Here is a 13379-nt window from a genome sequence, read left to right as displayed (position 1 = left end):
GGTTTTTTATTGCTTATCTAATCGTTAAGCAGCATTGCAGAAGAGATTAACGCGTCGATTTCTTTTTTAACAGCCCAGCTTCGTTACTCATCGTTGAAGATCGCAACATACGTTGGTGTTGTATTTGATTTACTCGCGCGATACATGCCAGCAGTATTAAACGGCAAACTAATATTGCCTTTCGTATCAATAATAATTACACCGCCAGTGCCACCAACAGGCATTAATACATCATGGATAACTTCGTTACCCGCTTCAGCAATCGTTTTACCTTGGTATTTCACACGTGCGCAGATATCTGCGGCAACGTTGTAGCGAATAAAGTACTCACCATGGCCGGTTGCCGACACAGCACACGATGCATTTTCGGCAAAGGTGCCCGCACCAATCACAGGCGCATCACCAACGCGTCCAAAGCGTTTAGCTGTCATTCCCCCCGTTGAAGTACCTGCCGCAATGTTGCCATTTTTATCTAGTGCAACGGCACCAACCGTGCCCATTTTGTAATTAACAGGTAACGCTTTATGTGCTGCTTGGTAATCTTTACTGGTCACTTTCTCTTTATCGAGTTTTTCTTTGGCTTTTAGTAAAGCTTCATATCGGTTTTCGGTATCAAATAAATTATTTTCAACCAATGGCATGCCCTGAGTTTTTGCAAACTCTTCGGCTCCTTGGCCACTTAACATCACATGCACCGATTTTTCCATCACTAAACGCGCTAGATTAATGGGATTTTCAATATGCTTTACACCTGACACGGCACCTGCTTGACGAGAACGGCCATCCATAATTGACGCATCTAATTCGTGTGTCCCGTCGTAGGTATATACCGCACCACGCCCTGCATTAAAATAAGGTGAATTCTCAAGTACATTGATTGCCGCAGTGATGGCATCTAAGCTTTCTCCGCCTTTTTCTAACACAGAATAGCCTGTTTCAACCGCCTCTTTTAATTTTGCACGGTAGGCTTTTTCTTGCTCTGGGGTAAAACGGCTTTTCTCGATGGTTCCCGCTCCACCATGAATGGCAATAGCGAATGGTTGCTCTGCTGAGTAAGCAAACGTGCTTGTCGTTAACGCACTGAATGCAACGATTGAAGTGAGTAATGTTCTTAGCATAGTGGGCACTTAAATTGAGTGTAGTTTGTAAGCCCAATGTGAATAATTTACGACTGTTTTTCAAGCTTTAACCGACGAAAGAAACAAAAAAAGCGCCTAACGGCGCTTTTCTGTTTGCTGTTTAAAATTAAGCTTTAGCCGCTTTTAAACGCGCTAAACGTGCTACTTGATGAGTAGACGTTAAGAAAGAGTAGATAGGTGCTAGGTAACCACGTTTACGAAGGTCTAAGAACTCTTCATCGCTTAATGAGTTAAGTTTTTTCTCATCAACCAGATAGATACCGTTAATGTCTTTCTTCTCACCTTTGATTTCTACTGTTAGCGTTTGTGCTACAAGTAGTTCTTTATCTGCAAGGTATTTAGTGAATGCTTCAGTTACTTGAGAAAACTCGATGAAAGAAACAAGCGCTTCTTTACGACGTTTAAGGTACTCCGTTTCTTCACCATTTTCGAAAAGTGCATTACCAGTTTCTTCGCTAACTAAAGGGCTTGCTTCGTCGATAACGATGCCAAATTGGTCAGCTTCTGGGTGCTTAACAAGACCCAGTGGGTAGCGAGTCATTGCCATTGGTGCAAATGCAGCTGTCCACTTGTCGTCTTGAATGAAAAGGTTTTCACCTGGCTCTAGACCAAATAACGCAACGGCTTGAAATTGACCTGACTCGTTGTTTTTAACAAATGCCATTGGGAATTCATTTGCGATACGTGCAAATTCGTGTGCAACCACAGGAACTAAATGCTGAGTTTTCATGAACTCAATGTTGATGCCGTTTTGAATTTTAGTGTTGGCATGTTTTTCGTTATGTAAAGGCTGTACTTGTTGCTCCGCCATGATACTGCTCCATTAAATTTTATAATATGTTTTTTGCTGTTAGTGCCCAAAGCCTATAGGTTTTGGCAACAAAAAGGAAGTGAAAATTTTGTGGCAGTTTGTACATTATTAATTAACAAACCGAGCTGTTTTTACTTACACTTTAAATTGACTAAAAAAACAGCATCAATGAAGTAAATATTGTCACGCTTAAGTAATTATTTTTGTTAGTATATTCAATAAATAATACTATGTTTACTGAGCCTATAATGGAAAGTTATCAATTAAATAAGCACTATAAAACACAAGTCATTCATATTAATGAAATCAACGACAATGTAATCATTATTGATGACTTTTTATCCAGCTTAGCACCTGTTTATCACTTTGCATCAGAGGTTGCCTATTTCCAACCTCCAGGGAGCGACGGTACATTATACCCTGGTAAGCGTGATGAAATGCCCGCCCCTTATTATCGCGTTTTTGAACAATTAATGGCAGAGTTAATTGATAAAGGCATATTAGTCAGTGGCGAAAACACCCTTTATTTACACAAGTGTAAACTCTCTATCGTGACCCAAAAACCGAACGAGCTTTCGCCGTTACAACGTATGCCACATATCGATTCAACCGATGACAAAACATTCGCTGCGGTGCACTACTTATCAGGTAAAGAATGGGGAGGAACTGGTATTTACAAGTATTTACCTGCAAACGTAATTAAAGTGGGCTCCGATAATAAAGAGATAATTTTTGAAATGATCAATGACATGCAGCAATATGAAAGTACGCATCAAGGTTATTTAAATACCAGTACAGAGTTATTTGAAAAAGTGGTCAATATTGAAGCTAAAGAAAATCGTGTTGTGATCTATAAAAGCAATTTACTTCATAGCGCTGCCATCATTAAAGCACCAACAAATGAGCCCACAATAGGGAACTGTCGGTTAAGTATTTCATCTTTTTTTAGAATTGACTAAAACCCGAGGTGGCCATCAATTCATAAAATTAACAGCCAGTTATATGTACCTGATATAAATTAGTATTTTTGCATGCCGAACATTTTAATTTTGGCTAATAATGCCCGGTGCGTCGGTAACTCGGCTAGTAGCTGATTAACACGTTGTTGCTTTAACTGAGTTAATTGTTCATGTGCCTTATTGTCAGAGTGACCGGTGTTTAGCGTCGGCAAATATTTCATACCGAAAAGCACATATAAATAGTTTTCAAGATCAAACAGATCAAACTTACTTTCGAAATCTTCGCGTTGCGGTGCAAACCGCTGCCAACGCGCTAAATTATATTTAAGCTTATCTGATATCTGTGTTTTATTTCGGTTTTCACGCCAAAAACCCGAATCAGTACGATCGGAGACACAGTAGTGCATTTTTATAAAATCAAAAGTCTGTTCCCATACATAATTTACTTGGCGATTATAGTCATCTGCGATTAAAGCGATATCGGCTCTGCACCGAGGAAAACGTTTTGAAAGTAAATTAGCAGAAAAGTCAGCGATGAGTATCGCCGTGGCTTCTAGGGGCTCAACAAAGCCTTGTGACAAACCAATAGCAACACAGTTTTTATGCCACATTTTTTCTCGCCGTCCCACTTTAATCGGTATTTTACGAGGAGTAAGGTGAGTAAATTGATTACCTAAATAGCGATGCAACTTAACTAAAGCCTGTTCTTCCGTCATGTACTTTGATGAATAGACTAAGCCAACCCCTCTTCGCTGTGTGAGAGCAATATCCCAAATCCACCCGGCTTGGTGTGCAGTGGCAATAGTATAAGGTGGGATTTCTTGTTCAGGATTGGTTGGAACTTGAATCGTAATTGCAGTATCCGTCAATAAGTAGTCTGACTTATCGATATACCCAACGTCCAGCTTCTGACCAATAAATGCCGCGGAAAACCCTGAACAATCAATAATAAAATCAAACGCTGTGGCGTTTCCATCAGTATCAATAAGCTGAGTAATGTAGCCATCTTGGTCTGTTATTACTTCTTCAATTTCAGCATAACGATGCTTAACTGCAAATTGTTTCTGCGCATGACGCCCTAAAAAAGCAGCAAACTTCTTCGCATCAAAGTGATAAGCATAACCATTAACTCCTGCATATTCTGGCGTGGCAATTGTTTTTGGTGCCAGGTTATGCTCGCAACAGGCATGTTGCTTTGAAACAAATGAAGCATAGTCTGAATCACTACTTTGTCTGAGCCATGCGTCGGTTAATTGCTCACCGAATACATGAGGGTGATCAAACAAGTGATGATAAAAATTACTGCCATGTTTCGATTTATCGAGCCAATTCACGAACTTTATAGACTGCTTAAAGGTCACATCGCATTCATTTATAAAGTCAGTTTCACTTATACCGAATTTTTTAGTGAATTGCGCATAGAAGGAACCGTGCCCTCACCTACACCTATCGTTGGAATTGTGGGTGACTCAATTAGGGTAATTTCGATACCAGATCCAGCGAGAGCGTGACCCAAGTGATTAGCCGCCAGCCACCCTGCAGTTCCCCCGCCGACAATTGCGATTCTTTTAATCATTATTAACTCGCTATCATTTACACACAAAAAAGCCCAGAACACGCTGGGCTTGATAGTTTCGTTACCTAACTTAAATTAGAAACGAAGTGATACACCTAGCTTATAGCGTGCTTCACCTTCGAAGCTCCATGCTGGGTAGCCATTACGAAGCTCAGGAACAACTTCAGCATCTGAAGGCGCAACACCAATTTGTACGCTATCTTCTTCAGTTAAGTTAACAGCTTCAAACGTTACGTCAATGTTATCTGTCACACTGTAGTTCGCACTGAAATCAAGTGTACCGTAAGATTGGTGTTCACGGTTACCGTAGAAACCAGGAAGCTCACGGATCATATACTCTGAACGCCAGTTATAAGCTAAACGTGCTGAGTACGTATCTGTTTCATAGTAACCTACTAAGTTAACTGTGTGCTTAGACGAATCCGAGAATAATGGAATCATATCAGGGTAATTTTCAGCTTCTGATGGTGCATCTACAAATGTATAGTTTGCAGAGTAACCAAAGCCACTGTCGAAACCATCTTGGATTTGTAGCTCGATACCTTCGATTTGACCGCCACTTGCATTTAGCTTAGTTGATAAAGTCCAGTTGTCGCCTTGGGTATCTGGGTCAACAACACCAATTTGTTGATTCAAGATTTGGCTTGAAGTCACGAATGAAGTGATGTCTTTAAAGAAGTAAGTTGCACTTACCATACCGTCGCCATCAAAGTACCACTCGATACCTAAATCTGCTTGTGTTGCTTTGAATGGGTTAAGACCAACGTTACCTTTTGTTAGTACTTCGTTATTTGCTGTGCCATCTGAGTAACCTGCAAATGATGATGCAGAGAACATATCTGTGTAATTAGGACGCGCAATAACTTGTGCAGCAGAAGTACGTAAAATAACATCTTCAGCAATATCGAATGCAATATTGATACTAGGTAAGATATCGTTGTAGCTTGCTTTATCTGTGCTCAGAGTGCTTTCGTATTCACCGTTTGCAAAGCCATAATAATCTGATTCTGCATCTGTCGAGATATAACGTAAACCGAAGTTACCGCGAATAGATTCCGCAGAGAATTCAGCCATTGCGTAAACTGCAAAGTTTTCTTCTTCGATAGTGCCGTAACCTGAACGGTATACTGCTGAATCATTATCAAAACTTGAAATTGCTGCACGTGCATCTGCAACCATTTTGTCAAAGTCTGGTTCAGGTAAAGTAAAACCAGCGCCTGATGACATCGTACCAGAGTAATATGTCTCGCCATCACCACTTGGTAATGTATCAACTAACGTTGTTGAATAAGTTTCTTGCTTAACTTCGTGGTCAGCCCAGCGGAAACCTGTTTTAATCGCAGTAATAGCACCAAACTCTACAGGGAAAGAAAGGTCGAACTGTGCGTAAGTTTCTTCATCTGTGTTAGGTTGCTTTTTAAGTGCCCAACCAGCTGGCGATAATGGACCAGCAAAGTCTGACGCTTCAAAGTATTTGTTATTAATATCAATTTTGATTACTTCGCCCGTTGCATCATATGTACCGGCATAATCAGATGGAACACCAATAAAGTTACCATAGTTTGCAGTAAGATCTGTACCACCTTCAGACTCAGTTGTACCTAAGCGACCTTTTAGCGTAAAGTTTTCACCTTCATATTTAAGGCTGAAATCAGCTGTATCAGATGTCATGCTAGCGATACGTGCCCACGTTTGAACCCAACCTGGGTTAGCGCCTTCGCCTGTACGACGATAGAAAGTACATGTACCTGATGCATTTTTTTGCTCACATGCAGCTTCTTTATCGTCTGGGAACATTACGAAGTTTGAGGTATTTGCGTTGTTTGCATCTAACTCAAGGCTCATAATATTTAAACCTAATTCTAGGTTTTCTGTAGGACGGTACTGGAAAGTTGCATTTAATGCAGTACGCTCACGCTCTTGTTGGAACGTTGTAGGAACAATATCACCCCAACCGATTAGTGACTCAATACCGTTACGTTGATAGTTTGTTTCAGCCCAAGACACTGAGCCTAATAGACCAAATGTTTCTTCATCATTTTTCCAGCTAAATAAGCCAGAAACTTGTGGATCTGTTTCTTCAGAAATTGTGCCGTAATCTGCTTTCGCACTTAAGAAAGTTGTACCAGCATCAAGGTCAAGCGGTTTACGAGTATTAACAATTACTGTACCACCGACACCACCTTCAACAATGTCTGCTTGAGATGATTTATACACTTGAATTTCACCAACTAATTCTGGTGGTAAAAGTGTGTAGTTAAAGCTACGGTCGATTGATTGCTGATCATACCAACCTGTCGATGCAACAGTTTGACCGTTTAAAAGCGTACGTGTTAATTGACTAGACGCACCACGAATAGAAACTTGCTGACCTTGACCGAATTGACGGTTTACGGCAACACCCGAAATACGGCCTAATGCTTCACCCACGTCACCATCTGGAAATTTACCGATGTCTTCAGCAGACACGGCATCGACAACGCTGTCAGCAAAGCGCTTAGTATTCATTGACGCTTCAAGTGAACGACGAATACCACGTACTTCAATAACTTCAACGTCTTCTTGAACTTTTGTTTCATCAGCTGCATATGCAGCACCAGTGAACCCGGCACTCATTACAAGACCGATATTAACTGCTAATAAGCTTTTCTTAAAATTTTTAGCTAACACAGGATTCCCCTTGAATCATTTTGTTGGTTTTTATATCACTTCTGCCCAGTGATGATGACAACGCTGTCATCTAGTAACAAACCATACACTCTAAATTACATTTGTGCTACATCTTTTTGGTGAATTTGTGCAAAAAATTGGCAACAAATAAACAAAGTTATTGATATAGAAGAAAATTAATTATTAGATATTTAAGAATTGTTACATTTAAACGGCGCAAATATAACATGAGTAATGAGGCTGATGACAAGTCACAAATGATAACTTTGTGAAATTGACATCATTTTTTGGACTTTTTTGTAAGCTTAACTTGCCAGTGACCACTTATTAACCATAACAAAAAGTTATAATAAACCACTGTTTTTACAATATGTTAGAATTAAAAAAACGTGCTATTTTGGAACAGCACTGTCACTGGAAAAGAAATGTTAACTTTTTTCAGGGCAGAAAGAATCAAGGGTTATGATAATAAAAATCAATATCAATGACAGCGCTGTCATTTTTAAGTATAACGAGTCATTCTTACGATGTCTATCGTTTTTATATTTTGTTATTGAAACAAAAAAGCGAGCCTAAGCTCGCTTTAAATACAGAGATATTGATTAGAAACTAAGGTGCCCAATAAACTTCAATATTAATTGTTGGATGGTTAAGAACTGCTCTAAGTGGCATGTCTGCAACATCACCACCCTCTTTCGCTTGTTTGTATACAGCCAGTTTTTCTTCACCACTGATCAACAGCTTAACCACTTTTGAATGAGCAATCGCTGCAAGCGTTAATGTCATTCTTTCAGTAATTTTACCTGTCACATCACTTTCAATCGCATTTATTGCACACACCAAATCATCAGTGGCAAGCCCATGCTCTAATCCATCAGCGTGTGGAAACAACGATGCAGTATGGCCATCTGGCCCCATTCCCAAAATGGTTACATCAAATGGGCGCTTTAATGTCTGATAAGCAGCTTCACATTGAGCAACGCCATTGTGTGCTGTTAACGCATCATTTTTCATTGTAATGAAATTAGCGGCTGCGCCTTTGTTTTGCAATAAGGTGCTGTTGATAAATGCTTCGTTACTTTTGTCATGTGAGGCATCAACCCAGCGCTCATCGACCATTGCAACATCAATATTTTGCCAATCAAGATCAAGGTTAGATAAATGCTTATACGCAGGTGCAGGTGAAGAACCACCCGATACCATCAATACAGCACGGCCATCATCTTTAATGCCTGCAACTAAACGTTGCTCTAAACTTGCTGAAAGCTCAGCTGTTAATTCGTCTTTGCTTGCAAAGAATTTTTCAACAATTGTAGCCATCTTAATTATGCCTTGTCGCCAGTGTTAAACCATACATGGTTATTTTCTTCGAGTAGCTCATCTGCATCTTCTGGGCCCCAGCTACCTGCACGGTATAACGATGGTGCCCCTTTTTCTTGCCAGCGTTCGATAATTGGATCAATCCATTTCCACGCTTGACGAACTTCATCACGATGGATGAAAAGTGATGGATTATTTGCTGCTGCATCTAACATTAAACGTTTATAGGCATCAGAATGGAAACCATTGCTGTAAGCTTGTGATAATTCAATGTTCATTGTCACAGGCTCTAATTGCATTTCAAGGTTATCAAGACGCTTCGACATCAAGGTTAACTGAATTGTTTCTTCAGGTTGTAGTCGGATCACTAAGCGGTTCGGCTCAATATTTCCGACTTTATCGCTGTACACATTGTGCGATACTTTTTTGTATTCAACGACAATTTCAGCACAACGCTTCTTCATGCGTTTACCTGTACGAAGATAAAATGGCACACCCGCCCAACGCCAGTTGTCAATGTGTGCACGAATAGCAACGAAAGTTTCTGTTTTACTTGCCCCTTCGTTTAACTCTTCTAAATAACCAGGGACGATTTTACCGTCAAGGTTACCTGGTACATATTGTCCTCGAACAATATTTGCATCAACATCTTCTGCAACCAATGGACGCAGTGATTCAAGTACTTTTAATTTTTCAGTACGAATGCTATTCGCTGTTAATTTATTTGGTGACTCCATCGCCACTAAGCAAAGTAACTGCAACAAGTGGTTTTGTACCATGTCACGCAAAGCACCTGCTTTATCATAAAAACCAGCTCGGCTTTCAAGACCCACAGTTTCAGATAAGCTAATTTGAATATTGTCGATAGACTTTGCATCCCACATATTTTCAAATAATGAATTTGAAAAACGCAGCGCCATTAAGTTTTGTACGGTTTCTTTACCTAAATAATGATCGATACGGAAAATTTGCTCTTCAGTAAAATACTCAGCGATTTTGGCATTAATTTCTTCTGCAGACGCACCGCAATAACCAATTGGCTTTTCTACAACAACACGTGAAGTTTCCGTGATAAGGCCTTTTTTAGATAAAATTTCACAACAACTACCGTACACGGCAGGAGGAAGCGAAAGATAAAAAACACGAGACTTGTCAGTATCGTGTTCATCTAAAATATCTCTTAATTTATCCCAGTCATCATCGGCTTCTGTCACATTAGAGACAACGGGTACTAAATATGCTGAAAAGGCTTTCCAGTCTTTTGCGTTAAACTCGCCTTTTCCTAAGAAGTCTTGTAATGCTTTGTGCGCAGTTTCTATGTATTCTTCACATTTGCTTTGCTCACGTACGGTAGGAAGGATACGTGAACCTTGAGGAAGGTTGCCCTCTTGATAAGCGCGATACATGGCAGGAAGTAATTTGCGTAACGCAAGATCACCACCGCCCCCAAAAATTACGATATCAAATGGATTTAGCATATATCACTCTCTACATTGGCAATGCCATTTAGTTCACTTCATGTTGTATGGCAGTGCGTATTGTTATACGGATGATTTGGCCGTGTTAGCAGGTTCCCTTAACAAAGCCTGTTGAATTTTTTTGTAAGTAGCTTACTCATTATTCTTATAGTGTGCTGAAGTAAATGAGTCTTAGGGGCTCTGTAAATCCTCTCACAAAAATACAGGCCCTAAGAACTCCAGCGCTACCCGTTCAAAGGTATTTTTTTTGCAGCAATGCTGCGAATCTGTTACTGCTTACGATGTGTTTTGTAGTAAGCGATCAATCCGTTGGTTGAGCTGTCATGAGGATGGCTCACTGAGTCATCACATAATTCAGCTTCAATTTTAGAGGCAAGTCCTTTACCTAGTTCAACGCCCCATTGGTCAAATGAACAAATTTCTAAAATAATGCCTTGGCAGAAAATCTTATGCTCATAAAGCGCAATTAAACGACCCACTGTTTTTGCATCTACTTTGTCTAGTAGCATTGACGTTGTTGGGCGATTGCCTTGATGAATCTTATGATTCAGTAATTCTGCAATTTCGGCTTCAGATTTACCTTTCGCGGTCAAATCTGCTGTTACTTGCTCTGCATCGACACCGGCCATCATGGCTTCTGTTTGTGCAAAGAAGTTTGATAATAAAATATCATGGTGTTTGCCAACATTCACTTGCGGCTCAATTGACGCAATAAAGTCAGCTGGCACAATCACATTACCTTGGTGTAAACATTGGTAAAATGCGTGTTGGCCATTAATACCTGTCATACCCCAAATGATTGGAACTGTTGTATACGGTACAGTGTCCCCTGCAAAGTTAACATGCTTACCGTTACTTTCCATTTCGCCTTGCTGTAAGTACGCAGGTAGCATATGCAGTGCTTGATCATACGGTAAAATAGCGTGCGACGTATGACCTAAAAAGCTCGTATTCCACACACTTAAAAGTGCCATTAATAAAGGAATATTAGTTTCAAAGTCAGCATTTTTAAAATGCTCATCAACTTCAAACGCACCTTCTAATATCGCTTCAAACGCGTCGAATCCTAGGTACAACGCGATTGGTAATCCTATCGCACTCCATAAAGAAAAGCGACCACCGACCCAATCCCACATTGTGAATACGTTTTCATCAGCAATACCAAATGCAGCTGTTTTTTCTAAATTTGTGCTCACTGCTACAAAGTGCTTAGCGATATGCGCTTGTGCGTCTGCCGCTTGTAAAAACCACTCAACAGCCGTTTTAGCATTCGTCATCGTTTCTGACGTAGTAAATGTTTTCGAAGAAATCACAAAAAGCGTGGTTTCTGCGTCTAATTCTTTTAAAACAGATGCAATCTGTACACCATCAACATTCGATACATAATGCACGTTTAACGTATCGTCAGCGTAAGCGGCCAATGCTTCAGTTGCCATTTGCGGTCCTAAGTTAGAACCCCCGACACCAATCGCGACAACATCTTTCACTGCTTTGCCAGTGTAACCACGCCACTCACCGCTGCGCACCTTATTTACAAAGGTCTCCATTTTAGCCAGTTCTGCGTTGACTGCATCGGTCACATTCTCACCATCAACCACAATAGCCGTGTTTGCACGATTACGAAGAGCGGTATGAAGTACGGCACGATCTTCAGTGATATTAATTTTTTCACCACTGAACATTTTTTCACGCCATGCACTCACATTGCACTCTTTGGCTAATGAAATGAGCTGCTCAAAAACCGTTTTATCAATATGTTGCTTTGAATAATCAAATAATATGCCTGGGATTTGAGTAGAGAATTGTTCGAAACGCGCACTATCTTCGGCAAATAAATTTTTAAGATGAATTTGTTTCATCTTCTTTGCACTTTCTGACAGTGCTTGCCAACTAGCTAATTGCGAACGGCTGCTCATAAACATAATCCCCTAAAAACTTGCAACAAACTGATTTAAAACTATCTTTTTATTAATTTAGAATAAAGACAGCAACTAAAAACACGAAGTAAAATAACACTAAGTTAAAATGACAACGCTGTCAATGTTCTACTTTTACATTTTATAGTCGAGATAATAGCGCAATTTTTCTCTTTTGACACCGGTATCATAAAAATTATCTCAATTATTTTACTGCTAATTTGGTAGAACATTAGATACACTAAACAACTTATATTAAATATTAATGTACTTAAGTAAGAAAAGCGTGCAGGAGCACATCTTTCGAGTAATATTATAATACAATTATAACGAACTATAAAGTAACCGTATGAAAGTAACCATAAATGATGTAGCTAAACTTGCGGGTGTTTCTATGAAAACCGTTTCGCGAGTGATCAATAAAGAGCCATCGGTCAGAAAAAAAACGTATGACATCGTGATGGACGCTGTTAATACGCTTAACTACCAACCTAATCTTGCAGCTCGAAATCTTGCGGGTACATCTTCTTTCACTGTCGGCTTAGTGTATGACAACCCGAATGCCTATTACGTTATCGATATGCAAAATGGGGTTTTATCTCGTTGTAAAGAAGAGGGCTATGAACTTGTAATCCACCCATGTAGCTACACAGACAGCAATATGGAAGCAGATTTTAAGACCATGATAAAACGTTCTCGTTTAGCTGGTTTAGTCCTCACTCCCCCACTATCCGAGCAAAATAGTATTATTGATATGCTCGATGAAATGGGTATCCATTATGTGCGTGTATTATCTGGCCGCCCTACAGACGAAGACCAAGATACGTGTATTTATGTGAACGATTATGAAGCTGCGTATGAAATTACTTCTCATTTATTATCGCTTGGTCATAAAAACATTGGCTTTTTATGCGGCGACAAAGAGCATAAGTCAACCACTGAACGCTTAGAAGGCTATCAAGCTGCGCTAAAAGATCACAACATCGCGCTCAACAATGCACTGGTTTATGAAGGCCAATATTCATTTGAATCAGGCGTTGAAGGAGCCAAAGCGTTACTTGGTGAGAACAACCCACTGAAAATTACTGCGCTTTTAGGCGGAAACGATGAAATGGCAGCCGGTGCGTTGTTCGCGTCTCGGCTAATGGGAATTGAAATTCCAGAGCAATTATCAATCACCGGGTTCGAGGATTCACCATTCTCGCGCCAAACATGGCCTAAACTAACAACCGCGCATCAGGCTAATGATGTGATTTCACAACATGCAGCGCGCCTGTTATTCAGAAAAACACGTGGTGCGCGCAATCAAGATAAAGACATTATTACCACATTCACCCCTTCGTTGGTGATACGTGAAAGCTCAGGGCCTAACAGCGCCTCCTGATAAAACACATCAACTATACAAAAGCCGCTATAAATAGCGGCTTTGTTTTTTATAACTCAATGGTGCTGTGTCGCGCTAATACCAGTTCGCTTAATTCAGTGGCCTATTTTGAGGCAATAAAACCGC

At 40.1% G+C, this 13379-nt stretch carries 8 protein-coding genes and 1 pseudogene; 2 read left to right on the top strand and 7 right to left on the bottom strand.

What is annotated here, in order from left to right; all coding sequences use genetic code 11:
- Positions 1-83: 83 nt before the first annotated feature.
- Together H3302_RS05630 and H3302_RS05625 are read right to left on the bottom strand one after the other, a co-directional pair.
- On the bottom strand, positions 84-1118 hold the full coding sequence (locus H3302_RS05630; RefSeq protein WP_180311474.1) for an isoaspartyl peptidase/L-asparaginase family protein: 1035 nt from the start codon (positions 1116-1118) through the stop codon (positions 84-86).
- A gap of 127 nt (positions 1119-1245) precedes the next feature.
- Entirely contained in the window at positions 1246-1950 is a 705-nt protein-coding gene (locus H3302_RS05625; RefSeq protein ID WP_036969596.1) for a SapC family protein, read from the bottom strand.
- 230 nt (positions 1951-2180) lie between these two features.
- Between H3302_RS05625 and H3302_RS05620 the strand changes: the two genes are divergently transcribed.
- Complete coding sequence (locus H3302_RS05620) at positions 2181-2909, top strand: DUF6445 family protein (RefSeq protein WP_220469623.1); 729 nt, start codon at positions 2181-2183, stop codon at positions 2907-2909.
- A gap of 59 nt (positions 2910-2968) precedes the next feature.
- Here H3302_RS05620 and H3302_RS05615 read toward each other — a convergent pair.
- The 5 genes and pseudogenes from H3302_RS05615 to pgi all read right to left on the bottom strand — a co-directional run bounded on the left by H3302_RS05615 (position 2969) and on the right by pgi (position 11869).
- Positions 2969-4485: pseudogene (locus tag H3302_RS05615) on the bottom strand (tryptophan halogenase family protein).
- Between the two features lie 75 nt (positions 4486-4560).
- Entirely contained in the window at positions 4561-7101 is a 2541-nt protein-coding gene (locus H3302_RS05610) for a TonB-dependent receptor (RefSeq protein WP_180311623.1), read from the bottom strand.
- Between the two features lie 663 nt (positions 7102-7764).
- Complete coding sequence (gene pgl / locus H3302_RS05605) at positions 7765-8475, bottom strand: 6-phosphogluconolactonase (protein ID WP_036969607.1); 711 nt, start codon at positions 8473-8475, stop codon at positions 7765-7767.
- 5 nt (positions 8476-8480) lie between these two features.
- Positions 8481-9953, bottom strand: a complete 1473-nt coding sequence (gene zwf / locus H3302_RS05600; RefSeq protein ID WP_036969609.1) for a glucose-6-phosphate dehydrogenase — start codon at positions 9951-9953, stop codon at positions 8481-8483.
- Between the two features lie 269 nt (positions 9954-10222).
- Complete coding sequence (gene pgi / locus H3302_RS05595) at positions 10223-11869, bottom strand: glucose-6-phosphate isomerase (RefSeq protein WP_182396243.1); 1647 nt, start codon at positions 11867-11869, stop codon at positions 10223-10225.
- 349 nt (positions 11870-12218) lie between these two features.
- On the opposite strand from pgi, the gene H3302_RS05590 reads away from it, so the two are divergent.
- The gene (locus tag H3302_RS05590; RefSeq protein WP_182396242.1) at positions 12219-13253 is read left to right on the top strand and encodes a LacI family DNA-binding transcriptional regulator; all 1035 of its coding nucleotides are present in this window, start codon (positions 12219-12221) and stop codon (positions 13251-13253) included.
- Positions 13254-13379 lie beyond the last annotated feature (126 nt).

The sequence above is a fragment of the Pseudoalteromonas sp. MT33b genome, assembly GCF_014117385.1.
GTDB classification, from domain to species: domain Bacteria; phylum Pseudomonadota; class Gammaproteobacteria; order Enterobacterales; family Alteromonadaceae; genus Pseudoalteromonas; species Pseudoalteromonas lipolytica.
This window is presented reverse-complemented; position numbering and strand designations above follow the sequence as displayed.